Origin of the sequence: Pedococcus sp. NPDC057267, from assembly GCF_042668795.1 — a bacterium.
Classification (GTDB): domain Bacteria; phylum Actinomycetota; class Actinomycetes; order Actinomycetales; family Dermatophilaceae; genus Pedococcus.
This window is the reverse complement of sequence record NZ_JBHUYG010000019.1, coordinates 12,448-38,625: the sequence shown is the minus strand read 5'-3', so window position 1 is coordinate 38,625 and position 26,178 is coordinate 12,448. Positions and strand designations below refer to the sequence as shown.

At 72.6% G+C, this 26,178-nt stretch carries 25 protein-coding genes; 20 read left to right on the top strand and 5 right to left on the bottom strand.

Features of this window, described 5'->3' with window-relative positions; translation table 11 throughout:
* Positions 1-134: 134 nt before the first annotated feature.
* The 10 genes from ACFUC1_RS06515 to ACFUC1_RS06470 are packed head-to-tail and all read left to right on the top strand — an operon-like array spanning position 135 to position 12,674.
* Positions 135-1,022 (top strand): FAD binding domain-containing protein, encoded by an 888-nt coding sequence (locus ACFUC1_RS06515; protein ID WP_379117849.1) that lies wholly within the window; start codon positions 135-137, stop codon positions 1,020-1,022.
* Complete coding sequence (locus tag ACFUC1_RS06510) at positions 1,019-1,585, top strand: (2Fe-2S)-binding protein (protein ID WP_379117847.1); 567 nt, start codon at positions 1,019-1,021, stop codon at positions 1,583-1,585. Before ACFUC1_RS06515 ends, ACFUC1_RS06510 begins: the two co-directional genes overlap by 4 nt.
* Positions 1,582-4,089, top strand: a complete 2,508-nt coding sequence (cutA, locus tag ACFUC1_RS06505; protein WP_379117845.1) for an aerobic carbon-monoxide dehydrogenase large subunit — start codon at positions 1,582-1,584, stop codon at positions 4,087-4,089. The genes ACFUC1_RS06510 and cutA overlap by 4 nt, the downstream gene beginning before the upstream one ends.
* Positions 4,086-4,730, top strand: a complete 645-nt coding sequence (locus tag ACFUC1_RS06500) for a carbon monoxide dehydrogenase subunit G (RefSeq protein ID WP_379117843.1) — start codon at positions 4,086-4,088, stop codon at positions 4,728-4,730. Before cutA ends, ACFUC1_RS06500 begins: the two co-directional genes overlap by 4 nt.
* A complete protein-coding gene (locus ACFUC1_RS06495) occupies positions 4,730-5,626 on the top strand; it encodes a carbon-nitrogen hydrolase family protein (protein WP_379117841.1) in 897 nt (298 codons plus the stop codon). The genes ACFUC1_RS06500 and ACFUC1_RS06495 overlap by 1 nt, the downstream gene beginning before the upstream one ends.
* A 34-nt stretch (positions 5,627-5,660) precedes the next feature.
* Positions 5,661-6,353, top strand: coding sequence for a GH25 family lysozyme (locus ACFUC1_RS06490; RefSeq protein ID WP_379117839.1), 693 nt, complete (start codon positions 5,661-5,663; stop codon positions 6,351-6,353).
* 54 nt (positions 6,354-6,407) lie between these two features.
* Complete coding sequence (locus tag ACFUC1_RS06485) at positions 6,408-7,958, top strand: serine hydrolase domain-containing protein (RefSeq protein WP_379117837.1); 1,551 nt, start codon at positions 6,408-6,410, stop codon at positions 7,956-7,958.
* 58 nt (positions 7,959-8,016) lie between these two features.
* Positions 8,017-10,164, top strand: coding sequence for a hydantoinase/oxoprolinase family protein (locus ACFUC1_RS06480; RefSeq protein WP_379117835.1), 2,148 nt, complete (start codon positions 8,017-8,019; stop codon positions 10,162-10,164).
* Positions 10,161-12,104 carry a hydantoinase B/oxoprolinase family protein gene (locus ACFUC1_RS06475; RefSeq protein WP_379117833.1) on the top strand — a complete coding sequence of 648 codons (1,944 nt, stop codon included), beginning with the start codon at positions 10,161-10,163 and terminating at the stop codon, positions 12,102-12,104. Before ACFUC1_RS06480 ends, ACFUC1_RS06475 begins: the two co-directional genes overlap by 4 nt.
* A gap of 9 nt (positions 12,105-12,113) precedes the next feature.
* On the top strand, positions 12,114-12,674 hold the full coding sequence (locus tag ACFUC1_RS06470; RefSeq protein WP_379117831.1) for an NYN domain-containing protein: 561 nt from the start codon (positions 12,114-12,116) through the stop codon (positions 12,672-12,674).
* Between the two features lie 77 nt (positions 12,675-12,751).
* On the opposite strand, the gene ACFUC1_RS06465 is transcribed toward ACFUC1_RS06470, so the two are convergent.
* Entirely contained in the window at positions 12,752-13,258 is a 507-nt protein-coding gene (locus ACFUC1_RS06465) for a MarR family winged helix-turn-helix transcriptional regulator (RefSeq protein ID WP_379117829.1), read from the bottom strand.
* Between the two features lie 130 nt (positions 13,259-13,388).
* Between ACFUC1_RS06465 and ACFUC1_RS06460 the strand changes: the two genes are divergently transcribed.
* Positions 13,389-14,180, top strand: a complete 792-nt coding sequence (locus ACFUC1_RS06460) for an SDR family NAD(P)-dependent oxidoreductase (RefSeq protein WP_379117827.1) — start codon at positions 13,389-13,391, stop codon at positions 14,178-14,180.
* 127 nt (positions 14,181-14,307) lie between these two features.
* On the top strand, positions 14,308-16,116 hold the full coding sequence (locus ACFUC1_RS06455) for a GAF domain-containing SpoIIE family protein phosphatase (protein ID WP_379117825.1): 1,809 nt from the start codon (positions 14,308-14,310) through the stop codon (positions 16,114-16,116).
* 70 nt (positions 16,117-16,186) lie between these two features.
* Here the strand turns inward: ACFUC1_RS06455 and ACFUC1_RS06450 are convergent, their stop codons facing one another.
* Together ACFUC1_RS06450 and ACFUC1_RS06445 are read right to left on the bottom strand one after the other, a co-directional pair.
* A complete protein-coding gene (locus tag ACFUC1_RS06450) occupies positions 16,187-17,983 on the bottom strand; it encodes a hypothetical protein (RefSeq protein ID WP_379117823.1) in 1,797 nt (598 codons plus the stop codon).
* 158 nt (positions 17,984-18,141) lie between these two features.
* On the bottom strand, positions 18,142-18,441 hold the full coding sequence (locus tag ACFUC1_RS06445) for a DUF1905 domain-containing protein (protein WP_379117821.1): 300 nt from the start codon (positions 18,439-18,441) through the stop codon (positions 18,142-18,144).
* 205 nt (positions 18,442-18,646) lie between these two features.
* Between ACFUC1_RS06445 and ACFUC1_RS06440 the strand changes: the two genes are divergently transcribed.
* The 6 genes from ACFUC1_RS06440 (at position 18,647) to arr (ending at position 22,208) form a co-directional block, all read left to right on the top strand.
* Positions 18,647-18,871, top strand: coding sequence for a hypothetical protein (locus ACFUC1_RS06440; RefSeq protein ID WP_379117819.1), 225 nt, complete (start codon positions 18,647-18,649; stop codon positions 18,869-18,871).
* Between the two features lie 141 nt (positions 18,872-19,012).
* Positions 19,013-19,318, top strand: coding sequence for a hypothetical protein (locus ACFUC1_RS06435; protein ID WP_379117817.1), 306 nt, complete (start codon positions 19,013-19,015; stop codon positions 19,316-19,318).
* A 136-nt stretch (positions 19,319-19,454) separates the two neighbouring features.
* The gene (locus ACFUC1_RS06430; RefSeq protein WP_379117815.1) at positions 19,455-20,063 is read left to right on the top strand and encodes a YdeI family protein; all 609 of its coding nucleotides are present in this window, start codon (positions 19,455-19,457) and stop codon (positions 20,061-20,063) included.
* A gap of 32 nt (positions 20,064-20,095) precedes the next feature.
* On the top strand, positions 20,096-20,989 hold the full coding sequence (locus tag ACFUC1_RS06425) for an arylamine N-acetyltransferase (protein ID WP_379117813.1): 894 nt from the start codon (positions 20,096-20,098) through the stop codon (positions 20,987-20,989).
* An 89-nt stretch (positions 20,990-21,078) separates the two neighbouring features.
* Positions 21,079-21,801, top strand: coding sequence for a DinB family protein (locus tag ACFUC1_RS06420; protein ID WP_379117811.1), 723 nt, complete (start codon positions 21,079-21,081; stop codon positions 21,799-21,801).
* The gene (arr, locus tag ACFUC1_RS06415; protein ID WP_379117809.1) at positions 21,798-22,208 is read left to right on the top strand and encodes an NAD(+)--rifampin ADP-ribosyltransferase; all 411 of its coding nucleotides are present in this window, start codon (positions 21,798-21,800) and stop codon (positions 22,206-22,208) included. Before ACFUC1_RS06420 ends, arr begins: the two co-directional genes overlap by 4 nt.
* A 6-nt stretch (positions 22,209-22,214) precedes the next feature.
* Here arr and ACFUC1_RS06410 read toward each other — a convergent pair whose 3' ends face one another.
* Together ACFUC1_RS06410 and ACFUC1_RS06405 are read right to left on the bottom strand one after the other, a co-directional pair.
* Positions 22,215-22,649, bottom strand: a complete 435-nt coding sequence (locus ACFUC1_RS06410; protein WP_379117867.1) for a VOC family protein — start codon at positions 22,647-22,649, stop codon at positions 22,215-22,217.
* A gap of 80 nt (positions 22,650-22,729) precedes the next feature.
* The gene (locus tag ACFUC1_RS06405; protein WP_379117807.1) at positions 22,730-23,344 is read right to left on the bottom strand and encodes a hypothetical protein; all 615 of its coding nucleotides are present in this window, start codon (positions 23,342-23,344) and stop codon (positions 22,730-22,732) included.
* Between the two features lie 244 nt (positions 23,345-23,588).
* Between ACFUC1_RS06405 and ACFUC1_RS06400 the strand changes: the two genes are divergently transcribed.
* Together ACFUC1_RS06400 and ACFUC1_RS06395 are read left to right on the top strand one after the other, a co-directional pair.
* Complete coding sequence (locus tag ACFUC1_RS06400) at positions 23,589-23,990, top strand: hypothetical protein (protein ID WP_379117805.1); 402 nt, start codon at positions 23,589-23,591, stop codon at positions 23,988-23,990.
* Positions 23,991-24,167: 177 nt separating this feature from the next.
* Positions 24,168-25,811: a sialidase family protein gene (locus ACFUC1_RS06395; RefSeq protein WP_379117803.1), complete on the top strand. Its 1,644-nt coding sequence runs from the start codon at positions 24,168-24,170 to the stop codon at positions 25,809-25,811.
* Positions 25,812-26,178: the final 367 nt, after the last annotated feature.

Genomic DNA, 26,178 nt, shown 5'->3' with positions numbered 1-26,178 from the left:
TGCCCGCGGCCGCCCCGGCCCCGCCCCCCCCCCCGTCCCCGCCGCGCGGCGGTCGCCGCGGCGGGGGGCCCCCCCCCCGGGGGGGGGCCCCACGCCCCCTCCCCCGCAGACCCGAGCAGGCAGGAGCCCCTCCCGTGAAGCCAGCACCGTTCGTGCACCACGCGCCACGCACCGTGGACGAGGCCACGGGCGTGCTCGCCGACGTGGGCCACGACGGCAAGGTGCTGGCCGGCGGGCAGAGCCTGGTCCCGATGCTCAACATGCGCCTGGCCACGCCTGCCCACCTCGTCGACCTCGGCCGCGTCACCGGCCTGGACAGGGTCGAGGTCACGGCGGACCACGTCCGCGTGGGCGCGATGGTCCGGCACACGGACCTCGAACGACACGAGCAGGCGTATGCGGCGCTGCCGCTGCTGCGCCAGGCGTTGCGCCACGTGGCCCACCCGGTCATCCGCAACCGGGGCACCACCGTCGGCTCGATCGCGCACGCCGACGCCGCCGGCGAGATGCCGTCGGTGCTGGCCCTCTGCGACGGCGTGGTCGAGGTCGCCAGCGCGACCGGGACGCGTGAGATCGACTGGCACGACTTCTTCCTCGGCCCGCTCGAGACGTCCCTCGCGCCCGAGGAGCTCGCGGTCGCCGTGCGGTTCGGGCGCCTGCCCACCGGCACCGGCACGTCCTTCGTCGAGCGGGCCCGCCGCCACGGCGACTACGCCCTCGCCGGTGTGGGGGCGGCCGTGACGGTCGTCGACGGAGCCGTCACCCGGGCGCGGCTCACCTTCGTGTCGGTCACGGACGTGCCGGCCGTCCTCGACGTGACCGAGCCCTTCGCGGGGGTCGAGCCCTCCTCCGTCGACTGGTCGGCCGCGGCCGACCTCGTCACCGCGGCGGTCGCCCCCGAGAGCGACATCCACGCCACGGCCGAGTACCGCCGGATGCTGGCAGTCGAGCTCTCCCGCGTCGCCCTGGTGGAAGCGGCGGCCGGCTCCGCCGTTCCGGGTTCCGGGCAGGGCGCGGCATGAGCGGCGAGCCCGTCGTCGAGGAGCTGCTCGACGTCACCGTCACCGTCAACGGCGTCCCGCGCCACGCGCGGGTCCCCGCCCGGCGCCTGCTGTCGGACTTCCTGCGCCACGACCTCGGCCTCACCGGTACCCACGTGGGCTGCGAGCACGGGGTGTGCGGCGCCTGCACCGTCCTGCTCGACGGCCGGCCGGCGAGGTCGTGCCTCGTGTTCGCCGTCACCGCGCAGGCGCACCCGGTCACGACCGTGGAGGGGCTCGGCTCCCGCGAGGCGATGGGGCCGGTGCAGCGGGCGTTCGCCGAGTGCCACGGCCTGCAGTGCGGGTTCTGCACCCCGGGCTTCCTCACGACGGTCACGGCATACCTCGAGGAGAACCCGCACCCGACGCAGGACGAGGCGCGCGAGGCGATCTCGGGCAACCTGTGCCGCTGCACGGGGTACCAGAACATCGTGAAGTCCGTGCTGCGCGCCGCCGAGCTGCGCGAGGAGGCGCTGCGCGAGGAGGCGCTGCGCGACGACGAGCTGCGCGAGGCCGACGGTGACGGGACCGGGGCGGCCTCGTGACGACCAGCATGTTCGGGGCGCCCGTCCAGCGGCGCGAGGACCCGCGGCTGCTCACCGGCGGCGGCCGCTACCTCGACGACCTCGGCCACGACGCCCTCGGCCACGACGCCCTGGCCGCCGCGCTGGTCCGCAGCCCGCACGCGCACGCCCGGATCCGCGACATCGACGTCACCGACGCCCTCGAGGTCGACGGGCTCGTCGGCATCTGGACGTACGAGGACCTGCCCGGACGCGTCGGCGAGCCCCTCCCGCTGCTCATCCCCCACCCGACGCTCACCCACGGCCGCACGCAGTACGCCCTGGCCCGCGACGAGGTGAACCACGTCGGCGAGCCGGTCGTCCTCGTCGTGGCGCGCGACCGGTACGTCGCCGAGGACGCCTGCCAGCGCATCCGTGTCGACTACGAGCTGCTCCCTCCCGTCGTCGGGATCGAGAACGCCCGCGCCGCAACGCATCTCGTCCACGACGACGTGCCCGACAACGTGTCGGCGCACATGCTGCAGGAGGTCGGCGACGTCGAGTTCGCCATGGCGTCGGCGGCCCACACCCTCGAGCTCGAGCTGTCGATCGAGCGCAGCGCCAGCATGCCGCTGGAGGGGCGGGGGGTCTACGCGCGCTGGGACGACGAGCGCGAGGAGCTGCGGATCTACTCCTCCACCCAGACCTCGACGGGAGTGCGGGCCGCGGTCGCCGCCAAGCTCGACCTGCCCCTGGCCAAGGTCGAGTGCATCGCGCCCGACGTCGGAGGCGGGTTCGGCGTCAAGATCAACCACCCGTGGCCCGAGGAGGTCCTGGTCCCTTGGGCCGCAAGGGTTCTCGGCCGACCGGTCAAGTGGACCGAGGACCGCCGCGAGCACTTCGTCTCCAGCGCGCACGAGCGCGGGCAGCTCCACCGGGTGCGGGTCGGTTTCGACGACGACGGGCGGCTGCTGGCGCTCGACGTGAAGTTCTGGCACGACAACGGCGCCTACACGCCCTACGGCATCATCGTCCCGATCATCACCTCGACCCAGCTCCTCGGGCCCTACAAGCCGGGCACCTACCGGGTCGAGTTCTGGTCGCTCTACACCAACACGGTCCTCGTCACGCCGTACCGCGGTGCCGGCCGACCCCAGGGCTGCTTCGCGATGGAGCGCACCATGGACGCGATCGCCGACGAGCTCGGCCTCGACCGCACCGAGGTCCGCCGCCGCAACTTCATCCAGCCCGACGAGATGCCGTGGGACCACGGGTTGCTCTTCCAGGACGGCCGGCCGCTGCGCTACGACAGCGGCGACTTCCCGGCGACGCTCGCGTTGCTCGAGCGGCTGGTCGGCTGGGACGACTTCGCGGCCTACCGGGAGCAGGCGCGCGCCGAGGGGCGCAGGGTCGGCCTCGGCATCGGCTGCTACGTCGAGGGCACGGGCGTCGGCCCCTACGAGGGCGGGCACATCCAGGTCGAGACCAGCGGCCGCGTCAACGTCTCGACGGGCCTCACCTCGCAGGGGCAGGGGCACGAGACCGTGTTCGCCCAGGTGGTGGCCAGCGAGCTCGGCGTGCGGCTCGAGGACGTCCACGTCACGACCGGCGACACCAGGCGCATGCCGTATGCCGTGGGCACGTTCGCCTCACGCGCAGCGGTCATGAGCGGCAACGCGATCGCGCTCGCGGCCCGCCAGGTCAGGGCCAAGGCGCTGCGGATCGCGGCGGACGCGCTCGAGGTCAGCCCGGACGACCTCGAGATCGTCGACGGCGACATCCGCGTCAAGGGGGCTCCCGACACCCACATGGGCCTGGGCACGGTCTCGGTGATGTCGAACCCGCTCCGGTACGCCTTCGACGAGGCGGCCAAGGCCGCGACCCAGTTCGCCGGCAGCAACGACCCCGACCGGCCGCCGGTCGCCGACGACGAGGAGCCGGGCCTGGAGGGCAAGGACTTCTACTCGCCCACGCAGGCGACGTTCGCCAACGGCATGCACGCCGCGGTCGTCGAGACCGACACGGTCACCGCCGAGGTCCGCATCCTGCGCTACTGCGTCGTGCACGACTGCGGCCCCATGATCAACCCGATGGTCGTCGAGGGCCAGGTCCACGGGGGCGTCGCGCAGGGCGTCGGCGGCGCGCTCTACGAGCGGATGGTCTACGACGAGGGCGGCCAGCTGCTCAACGCCAGCTTCATGGACTTCCTCATGCCGTACGCGTCCGAGGTTCCGTTCATCGAGACCGACCACCTCGAGACGCCCTCGCCGCTGAACCCGCTGGGCATCAAGGGCGCCGGCGAGGCGGGCTGCATCCCGGTGTCGGCCGTCATCGCCTCGGCGATCGAGGACGCCGAGGGCTTCCCGATCCGCTCGATGCCGATCTCGCCGGTCGAGCTGTGGGAGCTGCGCCGGCGGCACGAGCGCGGCGAGTGGCCGTCCCTGCGGCACGCCCACGGCATACCCGACGACCCGTCGGCAGCCTCGACGGACGGCGACCGGCACGACGAGGCACCCACCGCCACCCGACCCGAGGAGCAGCGATGAGGATCTCCGGCACCGCCGAGCTCAAGGCGGACCCGCAGCAGGTGTTCGACGCCTTCCACGACCCGGCCGTCCTCGCCCGCTGCCTGCCCGGCTGCGAGTCGCTCACCGAGATCGGCCCGCACCGATACGCCATGACGGTCACGGCCGGGGTCGCGGCGGTGAAGGGCACCTACGACGGCACGGTCGCGCTGCACGACCCGAACCCGCCGGAGGGGTTCACCCTCAAGGCGAGCGGCGCCGGCAGCCCGGGCACCGTCGACGCCGACGTCGTCGTGCGGCTGGCCGCGGCCGACGGGGGCGGCACCGCCCTCGCGTACGACGCGGACGCCACCGTCGGCGGCATGCTCGGCGGTGTCGGGCAGCGGATGCTCACGGGCGTGACGCGCAAGATGGCCGGCCAGTTCTTCACGGCCGTCGACGACGACATCGCGGGCGTCCGCCCGGTCCCGATCGAGCAGCCCGTCCTCACCCGCGCCCCCGGCGCTCCCGCCGGTGCACCCGTGTATGCCGGGCGGCGGGCCGTGCCTGCCGCCGAGGCAGGGGTGGGCCGCGGCAACCGCGACTTCGGCTGGGGCGTCCTCACCGGCGGGGTGGTCGCACTGGCCGGGGTTATCGTGGGATGGGCGATCGGAGGACGCTGATGCGCGCATTCACCACGGCTGCGATCCAGGTCGCGCCGGTGCCCGGGCCGCTGTCGCCCGAGACCGTGCGCAAGAACCTCGACAAGTGCGTCGACTTCGTCCGGCGCTGCGTCGACGCGACCGGCGCCGAGCTGGTCGTCCTGCCCGAGACCGCGACGACCGGGTTCACTCCGGACTGCTCCACCGAGGAGTTGTGGGACCTCGTCTCCGAGGTGCCCGGTCCGGTGACCGAGCCCGTGCAGCAGGTGGCGCGCGACCTCGGCGTCCACGTCGTGCTCGGCACGTACGAGCGCGGACCCGAGCGAGGGGTGGTCTACAACGCCTCTGTGCTCGTGGGGCGCGACGGGGAGGTCGCCGGCGTCTACCGCAAGACGCACCCGTTCTGCACCGAGCACGTCGACGGCGGCGGCTGGGTCACCCCGGGCCACGACGTCACCGTGGTCGAGACCGACCTCGGGCGGATCGGCATGATCATCTGCTTCGACGGCGACTACCCCGAGCTGTCCCGGATCCAGGCGGTCCGCGGCGCCGAGGTGATCGTCCGGCCGTCCGCGCTGCTCCGCTCGGCCGACGTCTGGGAGCTCACGTCGCGGGCACGCGCCTACGACAACCACGTCTTCGTCGTCGGGGCCAACGCCACCGGCACCGACCCGGCCGGGGTCCTGTACTTCGGCAACTCGCACATCGTCACGCCGGTCGGCCACATCGTCGCCAAGGCGGCCTCGCACGAGGGCTGGGTGAGCGCGCTGCTCGACCCCGACACGGCGCTGGCCTCGCTCACCCCCGGGTCGAACATCGGCCAGGGCTTCGACCACCTGCGCGACCGCAACCTCGAGCTGATCCGCCGCCACCGCGCCGAGCTCGAGGGCGAGGCCCGGACCACCTTCCCCCACTAGCCGCTCGTGGCCGCCGGGCGGCTAGGGTGCCCGTATGCGACGGCGGCGGGGGGTGGTCGTCCTCCTGGGCGCGGTCCTCGTGCTCACGCTCGCGGGCGTGCTGGCGATCGAGCTGTGGCTGCCCGGCCGGCGCCCGGCGCTGCTGGCCGGAGAGACCTACGGCGTGGACGTCTCCGCCCACCAGGGGTCCATCGACTGGCCGGCCGTCGCCGCGGACGGGGTGTCGGCGGCATACCTGAAGGCGACGGAGGGGGCGACGTTCCGCGACCCGGCGTTCGCCCGCAACTGGCAGGAGGCCCGCGCCGCCGGGCTGGAGGTCGGTGCGTACCACTTCTTCACGCTCTGCCGCGGTGGCGCCGAGCAGGCGGCCAACCTCCTGGGCGCCCTCGACGCCGTGGACGGCCGCCACGACCCCCGCTCCCTGCCGGTGGTCGTCGACCTCGAGCTCAGCGGCAACTGCTCCGCCCGGCCCCCCCGCGCGACCGTCCAGCGCGAGCTCGACACGTTCATCGACGCGGTGGAGAAGGGCACGGGGCGGCCGGTCCGCTTCTACGTCCTCAACAGCTGGGACGCGAGGTACCCGCCGAACCGCGACCGTGAGCGCTGGGTCCGCAGCATCGTCGTGCGGCCGCCCGGCACCTGGGTCTGGTGGCAGGCGAGCAACCGCGCACGGGTCGACGGCGTCCGCGGACCGGTGGACCTCAACGTCGTCCGGCCCACCCGCTGACGCCCGAGGGACTCTGCGCGGCGGACCAGCCGCCGTCGGGTTAGCGTCGACAGGGTGACCGCAGCCTCCCCCGTCCTGCCGCCCAGCACCCCGTCCGCCCAGGGCATCGACGCCCGCGGCGTCCTCGCCCTCGTCGACGCCCTCGAGGCCGACGGCCACGACCCGCACAGCCTCCTGCTCGCGCGGCACGGCCACGTCGTGGCGCGCGGCTGGTGGGCGCCGTATGCCGCGGAGCGCGTCCAGCTCGTGTACTCGCTGAGCAAGTCGTTCACGGCCACGGCGGTCGGGCTGCTCGTCGACGAGGGCCGGCTGTCGCTCGACGACCGCGTGTTCGAGCTGCTGCCCGCGCGCCTGCTGCCCGCCGGGGCCGAGGTGTCGGAACGGTACCGCCGGCTCACCCTCGGCCACTGCCTGACCATGGCGACCGGTCACGACGTCGACACGTGGCCGGGGCGGGTGGCCCTGTCCGCCACCACGCCATCGGACGACGGCACCGACCCTGTCCTCGGCGCGATCCTGGCGCGCGAGCCCGAGCACGAGCCGGGCACCGCGTGGGCGTACAACCAGCTGGCGACCTACCTGGCGGCGTCGTGCGTCCGCGAGGTGACAGGCAGCGGCGTGCTCGACCTGGTCCGCTCGCGGGTCGTGTCCGCGCTCGACCCCGCGGGCGCCGACCGGGTGCGCTGGCACCGGACGGCGACCGGCCGGGAGCTCGGCTTCTCGGGCATCCACGTCGGCACCGACGCGATCCTCGGCCTCGCCCACACCTACCTCGACGGGGGCCGGTGGGCGGGCGACCGGCTGCTGTCCCCCGCCTGGGTCGCGACCGCGACGGCCCCGACCGGCCTGCCCAACCGCGAGCCCGACCCGAACCCCGACTGGACCCACGGGTACGGCTGCTCCTTCTGGGGAGCCAGGCACGGCTACCGCGGCGACGGCGCCTACGGGCAGTACGCGATCGTGCTGCCCGAGCAGGACGTCGCCCTGGCCATCACGTCCGAGACCGTCGACATGCAGGCGGTTCTCGACCTGGTCTGGGAGCACCTGCTCCCCGCCATCGACCGCGACGGGGACGCGGGGGCGGACGACGCCCTCGCTGCGCGCATGGCCGCCCTCGCCGTCCCGACCCCGCGGTCGGCCCCCGGCCGGTTCGGCACTGGGTCCTGGACCCGGTCCACCGACAGCCAGCTGCCCGAGGCGTATGCCGGGGTGCGGGTCGAAGGGGTCGACGGCCCTGACCCCGCCGGTGAGGCGACAGGCGCCGGGGAGGCGACGGACGCCGGGCAGGCCAGAGGAGGCTCGGCGGCATACCGGCTCACGGTCGAGGCGCACGGCACCACGGCGACGGTCGAGGTCGGGGACGGGCACTGGGTCGACACGCGGCTCACGGTCGGCGACGCCGAGCTCGTGGTCGCGGCGGCGGCCGGCTGGACGGCCGACGGGACGTTCGAGGCGGACCTGCGGCTCGTCGAGACCCCGCACCGGGTCCGCGTGCGCACGCGCCACGACGGCACCGCGTGGCTGGGCTGGCACCGGGTGCCGCTGCACGGGTCGGACCCGCTCGCGCTCGTCCTGCCCGGGGACCGCACCTACCTCTCCCCCTAGGCCCGGTTGGCAACATGTGCCGACGCCGGTGCCGGGGCGAATGGGTTGAATCGCACGCATGGCGCGACGGATCCGGATCGGCATCGACACCGGCGGGACGTTCACCGACGTCGTCGCGCTCGACGAGGACACCGGCGACCTCGTCACGACCAAGACGCCCTCGACACCCGCCAACCCGGCCGACGGCTTCATCACCGGGGTCGAGAAGGTCCTGGCGCTCATGGCGGCCACCGGAGCCGACGTCACCTCGGTCAGCCACGGCACGACCGTCGCCACCAACAAGCTGCTCGAGGGCAAGGTCGAGCGGCTCGGGTTCGTGACCACCGAGGGGTACGAGTTCCTGCTCGAGATCGCGCGCCAGGCGGTGCCCGACGGGTACGGCAACTCCTACTTCTGGGTGAAGCCGCCGCGCATCGTCCCGGCCGACCACGTCCGCACCGTCGGTGGCCGGATGGACTTCGAGGGCAACGAGATCCGGCCGTTCGACGAGGCCGCCGCGGTGGCGGCGGCCCACTGGTTCCGCGACCGCGGCATCACGACCATCGGCGTCTGCTTCCTGCACTCGTACGCCGACGACCGGCACGAGGTCGCCATGCGCGAGGTGCTGCGGCGTGAGCACCCCGAGGCCGTCGTGTCGATCTCGAGCGAGGTGCTGCGCGAGTACCGCGAGTACGAGCGGGCGATGACGACGCTCGTCGACGCGGCGGTGAAGCCGAGCGTCTCGCGCTACGTCGCCAACATCCACGACCGGCTCGACACGATCGCGCCCGGCGTCCCGTTCTCGATCATGAAGTCCAACGGCGGGGTCCTGTCGGCCGACGAGGTCGTGCACCAGCCGATCACCACGGTGCTGTCCGGTCCGGCGGCCGGCGCCCTGGGCGCGGGACTGGTCGCCGCGCGGGCCGGCTTCGCCAAGGTGCTGACGTGCGACGGCGGCGGCACCTCGACCGACGTCTCGGTGGTGCTCGACGGCGAGCCGACACTCACCACCGAGGGCACGATCGGCGCGTACCCCAGCAAGATCCCGATGATCGACGTGGTCACGGTCGGCGCCGGCGGCGGCTCCATCGCCTGGGTCTCCCCCGAGGGGACGCTCAAGGTCGGCCCCCAGTCCGCGGGCGCCGACCCCGGCCCGCTCTGCTACGCCAAGGGCGGCACCGACCCCACCATCACCGACGCGCACGTCGTCCTCGGCCGGATCCCGCCGCACCTGCTCGGTGGCGAGATCCCGCTGGACGTCGAGGCGGCGCGGGCCGGCGTCGAGGCGCTGGCCGAGCGGCTCGGGCTCGACCCCGTCCGCTGTGCCACGGGCATCCTCGAGATCTCGGCGTGGAACCAGGCCAACGCGCTGCGCCAGGTGTCGGTCAAGCGCGGGCTCGACGTCCGGGACTTCATGCTCGCGACGTTCGGCGGGTCGGGGTCGCTGCTCGCGTGCCGGCTCGTGGACATCCTCGACCTCGCCGGGGTCGTCGTGCCCCGGGACCCCGGCAACGTCAGCGCGTTCGGGCTGCTGACCGTCGACGTGAAGAACGACTACGTGCAGACAATGGTGGCCCGGCACGCCTCGCTCGACCTTGCCGCGGTGCAGAAGACCTTCGACGAGCTCACCGACCGGGCAGCCGCCGCGCTCGACGCCGAGGGCTTTCCCCGCGACCGGCACCGGTACGTCCGCACCGTCGACCTGCGGTACTTCGGGCAGGCCTTCGAGGTGCGCGTGCCGGCGCGCGACGGTGGGAGCGGCCCCGTCGACGCGGCGTATGCCGACGCCGTCGCCGAGGCGTTCCACGCCGAGCACCGTGCACTGTACGGCTACGACTTCGCGAGCGACCCGACCCAGCAGGTGGAGTGGGTCAACCTGCGGGTCACTGGCATCGGCGCGATCGCCCGTCCCGAGCTGCGCGACCTGCCGTCACCGCCCGAGGCGCACTCCCCCGCTGCCGGCACGGCATCCGCCTCTCCCGACCCAGCGTCCTCGAGTCGGCGCTCGAAGACCTCGAGCCGGCTGGTGTGCTTCGACGCGGACGAGGGGTACGTCGAGACGCCGGTGCTGTGGCGCCCGGACCTGCTCGCCGGTGAGACGTTCGCCGGGCCGGCCGTCGTCGAGGAGTTCGGGTCCACCGTGCCGGTCCACCCGGGCTTCACCGCCCGTGTCGACCGCATCGGCAACCTCGTCCTGACCCGCACCTCCCGAGGAGGCGACCGATGAACCCCGCCGGGCTCCCCACGGCATACGAGCACGGGAAGCGGCTCACCCCCGAGGGGACGGACGTCGACCCGATCCTCGTCGAGATCGTCCAGGGGACCCTGGCCAGCGTCGAGATGGAGGTCGAGACGGCCATCGCGCGCACCAGCCGCAGCCCGATGATCCGCGACGCGCACGACTTCCGTGCCGGCATCCACGACCGGCAGCTGCGCAAGCTCACGGGCCGTTCGTACTCGGCGCTGGTGCACCCGGTCGTGCGCGACTTCCCGATCGCGCAGATGTCCGAGGGCGACGTGTTCTTCCACAACGACGTCTACGAGTCCGAGGGCGGGATCGGGCACCTGCCGGACCTGTGCGTGACCGTGCCCGTCTTCCACGAGGGCGAGGTCGTGGCGTTCGTGCAGGCGTTCGGGCACCACGACGACATCGGCGGCGCGGTCCCGGGGTCGATGCCGAGCAACGCGACGACGGTCTTCGAGGAAGGCCTGTCCGTGCCGCCGATCCGGTTGTGGGACAAGGGGGTTCCCAACCGTGCCGCGCTGCGCATCATGACCCGCAACAGCCGTATGCCGGACAGCCTCGCCGCCGACCTCGACGCCGAGTGCTCCGCCTGCCTCATGGGGGCGAGGCGTCTCGGTGAGCTCTTCGCGCGGTACGGACGCGTGGACATCGAGGCGGCGTTCGACACGATCCTCGACCGCACCACCGAGACGTACCGGCGCGAGATCCTGTCCCAGATCCCCGACGGCACCTACGTCTGGGAGGACTACGCCGAGCACGACGGCGTCGACGAACCGAAGCTGCACACGCAGCGGATCACCCTCACCAAGGTCAGCGACGCCCCGGCCGACCCCGAGAACGGCCGCCCCGCCGGCCCGCGCCTCGTCATCGACTTCACCGGCACGAGCCCGCAGGCGAAGGGTCCCATCAACCACTGCGGCGACTACGTCGGCGGCAACTTCCTCAAGAAGTGGCTCGCGCCGATCCTGCGCAACCTCGCCGAGTCGCCCGAGCGGATGGCCGAGCTCGACGTCAACGAGGGCGTGGTGCCGCTCATCGAGATGCGCTTCCCCGACAAGGGCACGCTGCTCACGCCGATCTACCCCGCGCCGACCAACGCGCGCACGTTCGTCATCCTGCGGCTGCTCGGCGTGCTCGCCGGCGTCGTCGCCAAGGCCGTCGACGGCCGGATGCCGGCCGACCAGGAGACGATCCGCTACACGGGCGTCTACGGCAAGGACCGTGACGGCAACGACTACCTCATGCGCGAGGTGCTCGGCGGGGGCTCGGGCGGGCGCTACTACGCCGACGGTGAGGACACGATCCACGTCGTCCCCGACAGCCGGAACCTGCCGACCGAGTTCACCGAGTCGCGCTTCCCCTTCGTCGTCGAGCGGCTGGGCCTGGCGGTCGACTCCGGCGGCGCCGGGCGCCATCGCGGCGGCCTGGGGTACGAGAAGCACATCCGGATGCTGCGCGACGCCCACTTCATGTCGATCGCCGACCGCTCGATCCTCGCCTGCTGGGGGGTCAAGGGCGGCCAGGCGGGTATGCCGTTCAGCGTCACCATCGACCCCGGCGGCCCGGAGGAGCGGGAGGTCGACGCGCTGGCCGACGCCGAGCCGGTGCGGGCCGGGCAGGTCATCAGGATCCGCACGACCGGCGGCGGCGGGTGGGGCGACCCGCTCGAGCGGCCCTACGCCGAGGTCGAGCAGGACCTGCGCTGGGGCAAGGTGTCCTTCGAGGGCGCGCACGCGGCATACGGCGTCGTGGCGTCGGGCACCAAGGACGAGCCGGTGGTCGACGAGGTCGCGAGTGACGCGCTGCGCGCCCGGCTGCGCGCCGAGCGCGGGGAGGCAGGCGAGCAGCCGTTCTTCGACCGCGGACCCGGGTACGCCCGCCTCGCCGGCGGCAGTGCGGCGGTCGACGTCGACTGGCTCTAGCCTCGGGTCATGTCTCCGGCCGCGCGCACGACCTACGTCCTCGTCGACGGGGAGAACCTCGACGCAACCCTCGGCAACTCGATCCTGGGCCGACGGCCGCGGTCCGAGGAGCGGCCGCGGTGGGAGCGGCTGCTGCAGTTCGCCCGCGAGCGCTGGGACCAGGACGCGACGGGGCTGTTCTTCCTCGCCGCCAACACCGAGCTGCCGATGGCGTTCGTGCAGGCCCTCCTGGCCATCGGGTACCGGCCGATCGCGCTGTCGGGCGCCGCCGGCCAGAAGGTCGTCGACATCGCCATCCAGCGGACCCTCGAGGAGCTGCGCTCGCGCGAGGCCGACGTGCTGCTGGTCAGCAACGACGGCGACTTCGTCGACCAGGTCGAGGACCTGCTGGACGGGCGCCGGGTGGGCATCGTGGGGTTCACCGAGTTCCGCAACCGGGACTTCGTCGAGCTCGCCGAGGACGGGCTGGAGATGTTCGACCTCGAGTACGACGTGCAGGCGTTCAACGAGCGGCTGCCCCGCGTCCGCATCATCCCGATCGAGGAGTTCGACCCGGTCCAGTTCCTCTAGACGCTCCCGCCGGACGCCGCGGAGCATCCCGGTGGGCGGGTGACGTCCGCTCGCAGGTCTGGCCACGTCGTCGTCGGTCAGGCGCGCGGGCCCGCGTCCGCGGCGGGGGCCCAGCCGCCCTCCTCGCGGATGGCGAGCATGATGCGCCGCGTGATCTCGCGCAGCTGCCTGACCTGGGCCGCCGTCAGCCGGTCGAGCACGAGGTCGTGCACGGTGCGCACGTGCCCGGGCGTCGCCTCCTCGAACGCCGCCAGGCCCTCGTCGGTGAGCAGGGCCAGCGTGAAGCGGCCGTCGCCCGGGTCCGGGGTGCGGCGCAGCCAGCCGCGTGACTCCAGCCGTGTGGCGGCCCGTGACAGCCGCGAGAGCGAGCTGTTGGCGTAGCCGGCGAGGACGCTCATGCGCAAGGTTCGCCCGGGGGCGTCGGCGAGGGCGTAGAGCACGCCGTACTCGAAGTGCGTGAGGCCGCAGTCCCGCTGGAGCTGGGCGTCAAGGGCGGCGGGGAGCCACTCGAGCACGGTGGCCAGCGACGCCCAGGTCTCGAGGGCGTCACCGGTGAGGCGGGTGGGCGCTGGCTGCTCCGGCATGGCGGCAGCGTACGCGGTCGCAAAGGCGCCGCCGCGCCCCCGTGACTTGATCGGGAAAGTCATCGGCGTCTATGGTCACTTGCTCAGTCAAGTAATACCCCCACCAGCGGACCACCACGGGAGACAGAGCATGGACCTGGGACTGAACGGCAAAAGGGCCTTCGTGAGCGGCTCGACACGAGGCATCGGCCTGGCCATCGCCCGGGCCCTGCTCGACGAGGGGGCCGCGGTCGTCGTCAACGGCCGCGACGAGGACACGGTCCGGCAGACGGTGACCAACCTCGAGGCGGAGCACCCCGGCAGCACCGTCGCCGGTATCGCGGCGGACTTCGCCGACCCCGCCCAGGTGGACCGGCTCCTGGAGTCGCTGGGCGACGTCGACATCCTCGTCAACAACGTCGGGGTGTTCGAGGTCAGGGCGTTCGAGGAGGTCAGCGACGAGGACTGGCAGCGCTACTTCGACGTCAACGTCATGAGCGCAGTCCGGCTCTCCCGGCGGCTGCTCGGGCCGATGCTCCAGCGCGGGTGGGGCCGCATCATCGTCGTCAGCAGCGAGTCCGGCGTGAACGTGCCGGCCGACATGGTCCACTACGGCGTCACCAAGGCGGCCACCCTCGCGCTGGCCAACGGCCTGGCCAAGCGCACCCGGGGCACGCAGGTCACGGTCAACACCGTCCTCGGCGGGCCGACGTGGTCCGACGGTGTCGCCGGTGCCGTCGAGCAGGTCGCGCACCAGCTGGGCAGGCCGGTGGACGACCTGAGGGCGGACCTCGCGGCCGCCACGCCGACGTCCCTGCTGCGGCGCTTCATCGAGCCTGCCGAGATCGCGGACCTCACCGCGTACCTCGCCAGCCCCCGCTCGTCCGCCACGAACGGCGCCGCCCTGCGGGCCGACGGCGGCGTCCTCACGACGATGCTCTGAGTTCGGCGCAAGTGCGGCGCCGGTCGCCCGCCGGGCGGTACCTTGGGCCGTCGAGCACGCGGCCGAGCCAACGGCCTCCATGGAGCGGACGCGCACCGTCGCGCGTTCAACTCGACGAGGAGGACCGATGGCGACGAGGGCGGACACGGCCCGGGACGGCAGCGCGGCTGCGTCGTCGCGGCTCGTCGCCCTGTCTGCGGTCACGGCGCAGCTCGCCCGGGCCGACGACCTCGCCGCCATGTCCGACGTCATCACCCGCGAGGCCGGCCGGGTGCTCGAGGCCGACGCGGCCATCGTCGTCGTCCGCGAGGGACCGCGACTCCTGCGCGCCCACGGCACCGTCGGGCTGACCCCCGAGCAGATCACCGAGTACTCCGTCTTCGACCTCGACGTCGAGGGGCCCCTCGGTGAGGCGGTGCGCACGGGGGCCGTCGTCCGGATCCGCGACCGCGCCGACCTCGTCGCGCGCTACCCGTCGCTCGACGACGGGGTGGAGCGCTCGTCGGTGACGCTGCCCCTGCTCCGCGGCGGCGACGACGCCACCGCGATCGGGGCGATGGCGTTCCGCTTCGACAACCGCTGCGTCGAGCTGGCCGAGGACGAGGTCGCCGTCCTCTCGGTGCTCGCCGACGTGTGCGCGCAGACGGTGCAGCGGCTGGCGGCGGAGAAGGAGCGCGCGGAGCAGGAGGCGCGCCTGCAGTTCCTCGCCGACGCCTCGACCGTGCTCGCGTCCACGACCGACTACCACGAGACCCTCACCCAGGTGGCCGGCCTCGCGGTGCCGTTCCACGCCGACTGGTGCGCGGTCGAGGTGCTGGAGGCCGGGGTCCTGCGCAGCCTCACCGTCGCCCACGTCGACCCGGAGAAGGTCGCGCTCGCGAGGGAGGTGCAGTCCCGCTGGCCGTCCGACCCCGAGCGACCCAGCGGGTCGGCCATCGTGGCCCGCACCGGCCAGAGCCTGCTCGTCGAGGAGGTCACCGACGAGATGCTCGTCGAGGGCACCCGCGACCCGGAGCACCTGCGCGTCGCCCGCGAGCTCGGCCTGCGCAGCGCCCTCTCCGTTCCACTGCGCGCGCACGAGCGGGTGCTGGGGGTGCTCACCTTCGTCTCGGCCGAGTCCGGGCGCCGGTACACCGCCGCCGACATCCCCTTCGCCGAGGACCTCGGGCGCCGCGCCGCCCTGGCCATCGACAACGCCGAGCTGTACTCCGAGAGCCGTCGCGTCGCGGCCGAGCTGCAGGCCACGCTCTCGCCGCAGGAGCTCCCGGCGCTCGACGGCTGGGAGTTCGCCGACCTCTACCAGCAGTCCGGCCGCACGGAGGTCGGGGGCGACTTCTACGACGTCGACGTCCTCCCCGACGGCCGCCTCGCGGTCGTCATGGGCGACGTGATGGGCCGCGGGGTGGACGCCGCCGTGGCAGGCTCGAGGCTGCGCGCCGCCACGCGCGTCCTCATGACGCAGGACCCCCACCCCGACGCCCTCGCGACCGCGGTGGACGCGTTCATGGAACGCGACCCGCTCATCCCCCTGGCGAGCGCGGCATACCTGCTGCTCGACGAGGAGCACGACGAGGCCTGGGCGACGGTCGCGGGGCACCCGCCGCCGCTGCTGGTCCGGGCCGACGGGTCGGCCGAGTTCATGGAGCTCGGGCGGTCGCCGCTGCTCGGCATCGGCCCCACGGAGCGGTCGGCGTCCGCCTTCGCCTTCGGCCCCGGCGACCTGCTGGTCCTCTTCACCGACGGGCTGGTGGAGCGCCGTGGCGAGGACCTCGGACAGCGGCTGGCCGAGCTTCGCGACGTGGTCGCCGAGGGTGTGCGCCACGATGCGCGGGAGAGCTGCCTCGGCGACTTCCTGGCCGTCCTCGCGGAGCGCATGCTCGGGCCGGAGCGGCACGACGACGTCGCGATCCTCGCGCTGCGCCGACGCCCGGCCTGAGCCGGTACCGGTGCCTGCCTGAGCCGGTCCGATCGGTCACCACGCCTGCGCCGACCGGACCGGGCCGCCCCTACTGCGTCGTGAACGCGATGTCGTCGTAGAGCGGCAGCGGCGTGGAGTCACCTGTCGTGAGCAGCAGGTCGATCGACGCCGTCAGGATGTAGCTGCACTTCGGCAGGGAGGAGACGGCGACCGGGTTGTCGGCCGCGTCGAGGAGCTGGGTGACGGTCCCGTGGAAGTCGGGCGTGACCGCGGGGAGCGCGTAGTGGTACGGGCCGCCGGGTCCCGAGACGCCGAGTGACATGCTCCCCAGGTTCGGGTGGGCGGCCGTGTAGTCGACCGTGAGGCTGTCGTGGATCCGCGCGCACCCGTGCCCGATGAGCTCCTCGACGTCGATGCTGACGGCGCCGAGCTGGCCGTCGACCCGCGTGGGCACCCAGGAGCCGTGCTTCTGCACGTGGTCGTATGCCGTGTTGGCGAGCGCCACGCGCTCGGCGATGCCTGCCTGCACCTCGGTCGTCGGCTGGCCGACCTGGCGCATGACCATCCGCAGCGCCACGTACTGGTCGACGGCGAGGCCCGCGGACGCGGTGCTCTGACCTGCGACGACGGCCGCGAGGTCGTGCGTCTGCGAGGACAGGGCGCGGCTGTCGAGCCCGAGCAGGTTGTTGTTCGGTACGAACAGGCCCGAGGTGAGGCTGTTGTCCTGCGGCACGGCGATCCAGCCCTGCGCGTCGGGCGTCACGGCGATCTGGTCGGGCCCGTTGGCGCCCAGGACGACGACCGACTTGGTCTCGACGGGTGGCAGCGAGCCGGTGAGCCGCTCCCACGTGCCGATCTGCATGGGCACCATCTGGCCGGGCAGCACCGGCTTCCAGCCGCTGCCGTCGTCGTACTCGAACCGGTACTCCGCCGGCTGGCCACCGAGCAGCCGGCCCAGCACGCCGTTGAGCCGCAGCGCGGAGTAGAAGGCGCGGTCGTCCCCGAACGTCCGCCCGGTGCCGCCGGGCCCGCTGTCGAAGCCGGTGACGGTCTTGTAGCCGCCGATGTGGTCGAACCACGGGTAGGGCTGGTTGTCGCCGTCGGGCGCGTCCTTGACGCACAGGTCGACGCAGAAGCACGGACCGACGTTCTGCCGGTCCTGCGCGCGACCCCGGGAACGCGGCTCCTGCAGCAGCACCCCGGTGGGGCCGTCGACCCGGAAGTAGACGTCCGGCCCGGCGACCAGCTCGATGTTGATCCACGGCGACCACGGCGTCCGGGTGAAGTCCGCCACCGTGTAGTCGATGCGGAAGTGGCCGCTCACATCGGTCGTGGCGCTGCCGAGGGCGTCGTCCTGGAGCCAGTCGACGTCGAAGGCGCTGACCGTGACCCCGGGCACGCCGATCTCGGTGTCGCAGACCCGGACGTGGCCGCAGATCGACCACCAGCCGAGGCGTCCGCGCAGGCCGCACCAGATGCGGTGCGGGATCTCGTACGACCACGCCGCGGCATACCCCTCCTTGGCCTCGCGCCACTGCGGCGCCAGCGTCGTCAGCGTGAAGGTGAGCGGCTTGGGCGGCACCTTGTGGCCGGTCATCGTGCCGCAGTAGACGTCGACGTCGAAGGCGCCGCCCTCGTACCCGTCACGCAGCTCGATGCTGAAGCCGCCGTCCTCCCCCACGACCCCCTCTCCGAGAAGGGACGTGGCGCGCTCGGCGGCGACGGACTCCTCGAGCACGGTCGTCGTGTGCTTCGGCTCGGCCGCCGCGGCCTGGCTGACCCGGTCGCCGGCGGCGTCCACGAGCCGGATGGTGGCCCCCACCAGCGGTTCCCAGCAGTCGTCGCAGAGAAGGCCGACGAGGCGGCCCGAGATGACGTATGACATGGCTTGACTCCTGTTGCGTACGGCAGACCCCCGACGAGCCTGTACGCCTGAAGGAGCAGCGGCCGGAGGCACTGATACCCGACCGGCACCGAACGGACCCAAATGCGCGAAATGTCGTGTGGGCCAGGGGATCCCGCGCCGCGACCCGACCGGGCCGGTCAGGCCAGGCGCTCCTCCAGGCGGACCTCGACGGTGTCCCCGACTCGCTTGCCGAGCCGCTCCTGCAGCGCGGCCGCGACCGGGAGCATGTGGCTGCCGTCGCCGAGCGCCATGAACGAGGTCGTGAACGGCCGGCCGTCGATGGTGCCGCGGACCCTGACCCTCCCGCGCGTCCCGAAGTACTCGACGGACGGCCCCCACTTCACACAGGTCCACGCGTCGTCGCTGCTGGTGGCCTTGCAGAGGGTCTCGGTGAAGGTGACGTCCAACGGGCCCACGCCGTGCGCTGCAGTGCTCATGCTCCATTGGACCGCGCGGGGCGGCGGGACTCATCGGCCGAGCGTGGCGGGCACGCCCGTTTCTCCCCCGCGTGCGGCTTTTGGCATCGACCGTTCGGGTGAATCCGAGGTGCCGGCCGGACCGCGGGGGTGGTGGCCTCGTTGAAGGGGCAGGACGAGGTCGTGCACAGAAGGGAAACCGGGCGCGGTGGAGGAGAGGGACGACGTGGGACCTGCGGCGGACGAGCTGGACGACACCGCCCTGCGCCAGGAGATCGAGCTCCTGGCCGAGCTGCTCGAGAAGGTGGCCGACGCACCCGAGCCGTTGTGCCAGGCCGAGATCGACCGGGCCCTGCACGTCGCCGACCGGACGGAGGAGGTTGCCGCGGCCGCGGACGAGGACCCCGGTGCGACGCACCGGCAGCGGTCCGGGGGACCCACCGAGGGGTGAGCCGCGGCGGTCACCCTCCTGCACGGGCACGCACTGGACACTTCGCCTAGCCACCATGGCCGAGGCGCCTCCCGGGCACCGCTCCTAGGGTCACGGCACAGCGCGTTCAGCTGTGACCGTCACTGAACATGAAGGAGCGCCATGGTCGGCAAACGCATCATCCTGGTCCCGGCAGTCGCGGGGGCCCTCGTCCTCGTGGGGGTGTCCTCGGCCAGCGCCGGAGAGGTCACCGGCAACGGCAAGCCCGCTCAGGGCGCCACCCACGCCAACTCGATCTGCGCCTACTCGGGTCAGAACGACTCCCCCGACGACCCGTTCCCCGAGGGCGGCCGGGTGCAGAACTACGGCCAGCTGGTCAAGGTCGGACTCAAGGACGCCATCCCGGGACCCGGCGTCGCCTGCAACGGACACACCGGCTTCCTGGCCGGTGGAGGCGAGGAGCCGTGACGGGCTGAGCTCGACCACGGCGCGCGGCGGGCACGGCTCGCCGCGCGCTGTCGCGTCCGCCGCGACCTGTCGCGTCCGCCGCAACCTGTCGTGTCCGCGGGGTCCGGGCGTCGGTGGGCGGTGACAGGATGGCCGGGTGCCCCACGGACAGAGGCCCGCGCCGCGCGCGCCTGAGGAGCTGGCCGGCCTGCCGGTGGTCTCGTTCGCGACCGTCCCCGACTGCGAGGCCTGGTTCGCCGAGCACGGCGCCGACCAGCGCGGCATCTGGCTCAGGATCGGACGGGCCGGTGCTGCGCAGACCGTGACCTACGCCGAGGCACTGGAGGTGGCGCTCTGCCACGGCTGGATCGACGGCCAGAAGCGCGGGTACGACGAGGGCCACTGGCTGCAGCGCTTCACCCCGCGAGGCCCGCGGAGCAAGTGGTCGCAGGTCAACCGGGACAAGGCCGAAGCGCTGGTCGAGGCCGGGCGGATGCGCCCGGCAGGCCAGGCCCAGGTCGACGCGGCGAAGGCCGACGGCCGGTGGGCTGCGGCCTACGCGGGACAGCGGTCCGCGACCGTGCCCGACGACCTGGCGGCCGCGCTCGCGGCCGACCCCGAGGCGCAGGCGTTCTTCGAGACCCTGTCGGGCGCCAACCGCTACGCGATCCTCTACCGCGTCGCCGACGCCAAGAGGCCGCAGACCCGGGCCGCGCGCATCGCCAGGTTCGTCGCGATGTGTCACGACCACGAGACGATCCACTGACCGGGGCAGCCCCGTCGGGCCATAATCGCCCCGTGTTCGCACGGCTGCCCCGCTTGGACGCCGGCGTGCGGCAGGCATACCTCGACCGCCTGGGCGTCGCCCCGGAGGCACCCTCCGAGAACGCCCTGCGGCTGCTGGTCCGGCGCCATGCGGAGCGGGTGCCCTACGAGACCCTGTGGATCCAGGCCGGGGAGGGGTGGGGCATCGACCCGGTCGAGTCCGCCGAGCGCATCGCCCGTCACGGTCGGGGCGGCTACTGCTACCACCTCAACGGGGCGCTCGGCCTGCTGCTCACCACCCTCGGGTACACGGTCCACGCCCACGTCGGCGGCGTCCACGGGCCCGAAGGCCCGTCCCCCTCTTCGCGGGGCAACCACCTGGTGCTCACGGTCGAGCTGGCGCCGAGCGAGGCCAACCCGAGCGGCGTCTGGTACGTCGACACCGGCCTCGGGGACGCGCTGCACGACCCGTTGCCGCTGGTCGCGGGTCCGCACAGGCAGGCGCCGTTCGACCTCACGCTCGAGTGCTCGCCGGAGGGGACCGCGTGGCACCTGGTCCACGACCCTCGGGGCGGGTTCAGGGGGATGGCGTGGGACACGGCCGAGGCGGCGCTGGACGACTTCGAGCAGCAGCACCAGCGGCTCTCGACCTCGCCGGAGTCGGGCTTCGTGCAGGTGCCCATGGCAGAGCGCCGTGACGCGACAGGCGTTGACGTGGTCCGCGGTCTGGTCCTGAGCCGGATCGGGGACGGCGCCCGCAGCGAGCCCGTCACAGACCGTGGTGCATGGTTCGACGCGCTGGGGCGGCTCTTCGGTCTCCGGCTGGACGGGTTGCAGCCGAAGGCGCGCGACCGCCTCTGGGCCAGCGCCGTGGCCGCGCACCACCGGTGGCTGGAGGAGCAGCAGGGGCACCCCGCCCACGCGTGACCAAGGATCCCTCGGCCGAGGGACGGCCTGACAGCAGCCCTCGGTGCGATGTCCCGCTGGGCGTCGGCGGTCCCGCCTAGCCTGACCGCATGCGACGCTTCGACGACGAGGACCTCAGCGGCGCGGAGTTCCGCGAGTGCGACCTCAGCAGGGTGCGGATGGTCGGCGTGGTGATGCAGGACGCCGAGATCGACGGCCTCGTCACCCACCTCGTGGTGAACGGCGTCGACGTCATGCCGTACGTCGAGGCCGAGCTCGACCGCCGCCATCCCGTTCGCGTGCTGATCCGCTCCGACGAGCCGGACGACCTGCGCGAGGCATGGCGTCAGCTCCAGGCCGGCTGGGCGAGGACCGCCGCCAGGGTCCGCGCCATGCCCGAGGGCAGCGAGCACCGCAGCGTCGACGGCGAGTGGTCGATGGTGCAGACCCTTCGCCACCTCGTGTTCGTGCACGACTCCTGGTTCCGGCGTTGCGTGCTCGGCCTCACCGAGCCGTTCACAGCCATGGGGTTGGGGCCGGACGCCGTCATGGAGCGCGAGGAGGACCTGGACCCCTCCGCGCGACCCAGCCTGGACGAGGTGCTGGCCGTGCGACGTCGGCAGGCTGCGGAGGTCGACGCCTGGCTGGCATCGGTGACACCCGGCCAGCTCGCCCACACAGCGCCGGTCCCCGGCGACGACCGGTGGCCGCCGTATGCCGTGGGGCGGACCGTGCGCCAGTGCCTCGGCACCGTGCTCAACGAGGAGCGGGAGCACCACGGGTTCTGCGTCCGTGACCTCGACAAGCTGGAACGGCATAAGGTGTCGGGGTGACCGACGTCCTGGACGAGGGGCCGTTCTTCCACGGCACGAAGGCCGACCTGGCGGTGGGTGACCTCCTCACCGCGGGCTTCCGGTCGAACTACCGGCCCGAGGTCGTGATGAACCACATCTACTTCACCGCACTGCGGGACGGTGCCGGGCTCGCCGCGGAGCTGGCGGCCGGCGACGGCCCCCCGCGCGTGTACCTCGTCGAGCCGACGGGTGCTTTCGAGAACGACCCGAACGTGACCGACAAGAAGTTCCCAGGCAACCCCACGCGGTCCTACCGCAGTGCCGAGCCCCTCAAGGTGCTCGGCGAGGTCGACGACTGGACCCGCTTGGCCCCTGACGCGCTCCGGGCGTGGCGTGACCGGCTGGCGGCGATCGTCGAGGACGAGCGCGGCGAGATCATCAACTGACCCGCGCTACGGGCGCGGTGTCACGGTCTGCCCGCCCCACTCCTCGGGCTCGACGTCGCGCAGCGTCTGGTTGAGGACCCACTGGTGGCCGAACGGGTCCAGGATGGTTGCCTGGCGCTCCCCGTACTGCCAGTCCTGGGGTGGGTCCACGAGCTGGGCGCCCCGTGAGGTCGCACGTTCGACCACCTCGGCGACGTCGGCGACCTTGAACATCACCTGGTGGGAGACCGTCGGCTCCGGCGTCCGCCGCCCGGGCCGGACCTCGGCCACCACCAGCTCGGCCGCGGGCCCGTCCGGCATACCGAGCTGCGCGCGGTGACCCTCGCCGATGCGCACGTGCTCGACGAAGCCGAAGGTCTCCGTGTACCACGAGACAGCCGCCAGGACGTCGCCCACGGTCAGCACTGGGGTGACGCGGGCGTGCGGTGCCGACCTGTTCATGAGCACGCAGCCACCCTAGGACGAGGACGCACTGATGGGTATGCCGTGAACCCGGCGGCCTCGCGCCTGACCCAGGCGCCCTACGGGATGGGGCTGATGCGGAAGGGCACCGTCCTCGTCTCCCCTCCCTGGAACCGCAGGGTCAGGACCGCGTCCCGCGTGTCCGCAGGCACCACGAAGAGCACGTCGCCCCGCTGGGTGGCGTTCGCGTGCAGGAGCTCGTCCAGTCCGCCCGAGGCTGGCACGACGTCCTCACCGACCGTCACCGCGAAGCTGGCGTCCCAGAAGTTGGCGTCGTAGGCGCGGTAGCTGCGCCCCCGCACCGACATGACGAGCGCGAGCTTCCCGTCCGCGTCCGGCCGCGCCGTGGCGGCGAGGACCTCGTAGGAGATGTCCCCGACGCGGAACTCGCGGTTCAGCGGGATGGAGACCTTGTACCCCGACGTGGCGGACGATGGTGCGCCCGACACCTGCGCCGAGCCGGAGGCCGCCGCGACCGAGGGTGAGGGGGTCAAGCCGGGGACGGATGGGACCCGCGTGCTCGCCGCAGACGTCTGCGGGGTCGAGGAGGCGCTCAGCCAGCCGACCTGGTTCAAGCCGAGCAGCAACCCCGTGGCAGCCGTGATCAGCGCCGCGATCGCCGTCATGACGCCGGGCAGGGTGGACCACCAACCCGCGCGACGTCCCTCGACCATGACCGGCGTCTTCCTGCCTCCGGCTGGCCGTGATCCCTGCACCAGCGGCCGCAGCCGATCTCCTAAGCCCGTGCGCTGCCTGCCCAGCCGACGCGGGCGTTGCTCTTCCCGCCCATGCTTCGAGCCAAGGCAGGCCCAGTCACCATGCAATCGTCGTAGTTTGGCCTCGTCTCGTTCCGGTTGCCTCGACGGTGTCCGGTGCCAGCACCTGGCCTGGACCCGCTCCTGGGTGTATGAGATATCGGTGAACCCCGATCCGACCCGCCCGGTCGACGGCCTCGTCGACACCTTCGCAGACCAGTGGCTCGAGCTCGGTGATCCAGCCATCGGGGAGGCCCTGGTGGCAGACCCGATCCTGGTCCTCGGGCCGTCCGGAACGAGCGCCATCCCGCGAACGGCGTTCCTGAGCGCGGTTGCGTCGCGGGCGAGCGCGGTCGACGACCTCGGGCAGGCCACGACGACCCTCGCCGGCTCCACATCGGTCGCCCTCGGGGATCGGATGGTGCTGGCGACCATCACGTGGAGCTTCCGCCACGGCGACTCCACCCGCGAGCTCATCAGCGACTTCCTCCTCGAGCGCCGGGACGACGGGCTGCGGTGCGTGGCCTACCTGCCTCGCACGAACGTCATGGACACGCTGACCTGACGCGACTGGCGCGCTCTCGCCCGCTGCCTGCACCTGCCGGTCCGGACCTCGCTCGCGGTGTTCCCTCGTCATCGGTGTCGAGCATTGCGGCCTCGTGGTGTGCGGGTGAATGCTGTCTGGGGGAACGGCGAGCCGTTCGGCCACGGGGAGGTGCGGTTCATGCGCAGAGTTCACGTGATGGCGGTAGCGGTCCTCGCTGCCGCGTCGACAACGCTGGGACCTGGGGTGGCCGCCCGCGCGGACGGGTCGTTGTGGTTCTCGAGCGTGCCCGCGGTCAACCGCGTGGCCAGCACGCCGACGCTCGGCGGCGGCTACCCGGATCCGCCGGGGCAGACGTTCCCCGACCCGGGTACGTGTGGGCCGGCCCAGCTCAACTCCAACCATTCCGAGTCGTGGCTGGCGGTCCGGCCCGGCAGTGAGGACATCGTCGGCGTCTCCAAGTTCTTCGTCGACAAGTACTCCAGCGACTACAACTTCTACCTCGGCTCCTACCGCATCCCCGCCGGACGCCCCGCATCCGACAACCAGGTGCAGGGCTACGACTGCGTGTCCACCGGAACCCAGGCGATGCCGCCGAGCTGGACCAACGTCACCGACCCCAACGTCGCCTTCGACACCCATGGCCGCGCCTACCAGACCACCCTCCCGTTCAACGCCTTCTGGGCAGGCGCGAACCTGCACCCGGACGGCGCCATCCAGCTGTCCTACAGCGACGACCTCGGCCAGCACTGGACCGTCGGCAACGGCGGACAGCCACTGGAGAGCTCACCGAACGCCTCCACCAACCAGCTCGGACACGTCGAGGACAAGCAGTGGGTCGCGGTCGACGCCGTCGAGGGCAGCAGGTTCCAGGACCACGTCTACGCCATGTGGTCGGTCTTCAACAACAACACCACGAAGATCCGCATCGCGGTGTCCCGCGACCGTGGACTGACCTTCGCCAAGCCCACGACGATCACGGCCCCCTCCCAGACGGGCCCGTCCAACACCTACATCTACCCGTCGGTCGATGCGGCCGGTGACCTGTACGTCGCGTTCGCCTCGTTCCCGCTCAACGCCAACCGGGCCCCCACCACGGTCTACGTTGGCAAGTCGACCGACGACGGCCGCAGCTTCAGCCCCTTCGTCGCCGCCACACCGGCCATCGGGAGCATTCCCGCCTGCTGCCTGACCAACACCACCTTCCGTGACGGAATCACCGAGAACTTCACTGCCAGCCCCACCTATCCGGGCCACCTGTACCTGACCTACGAGAACTGGGACGGCACCCAGATGGACGTCCTGTTCACACAGTCCCTCGACGGTGGCGCCACCTGGAGCCGGCCTGCGGTCGTCAACGACAACGTCGACCAGGGCGGCACGCTCACCGACCAGTTCCAGCCCTCGGTCGCTGCCGGGCCCGGCGGTGCGGTCGCCGTCGCGTTCTACGACCGGCGATCGGCCTGCCCCGCAGACCCCAGCATCCGCCCCCAGGACGTGGGCCGGACCAACTTCTGCATCGACGTCTCCATGCAGCCGTACCTGGACGAGGGCGCCGGTGCCATGCCGACCGGTCACAACGTCCGCATGACGAACTTCTCGTGGGACCCCGAACAGCCGGACCAGACCGTCGGCGGCCTCCCCCAGCTCCCGTGCTCCGATGCCAACTGTGCCGAACACTTCATCGGCGACTACTTCGGGCTCGCGATCAGCGGCACCAACGTCTATGGCCTGTTCGTCTCCACCCACTACCCCTCCGGCCGGACCAGCGACGCCGGGGGCCCGGTGTACGACCAGCAGCAGCTGCTGGCCACCGTGCCGCGCAGCAAGCTCGGACTGTAGGCAAGGGGAAAGGTGCGCGCCGGCTCACCCTCGGTGGTTGGCACCCCTTGGTTTCATGGGTCGAGGAGTGACGTCCGAACGTGCTCGGGTCATCGTGCTGTTGCGCAGCGACCGGCCCCTGGTTGCTGTTGGCCGGCTTGAGCCCGTGGTGGCGGCGCTGGAGAGACTCGGCGCCGATGTCGACCTGATCGAGTTCGAGGACGGCCGCGTGGACCTCGTTGTCAACCGGGTCCTCTCCTTCCGCCGTCCGCTCCCGAACTGCTTGCGCGTCAGGTGCTGCTCTCCATCGGGTACTGAGCCGCAAGGCGGCACCCGAACGAGCGCTGGCGGGCGGGGCCCCGGAGGTCCTGGAGAAGGCAGGCCCATG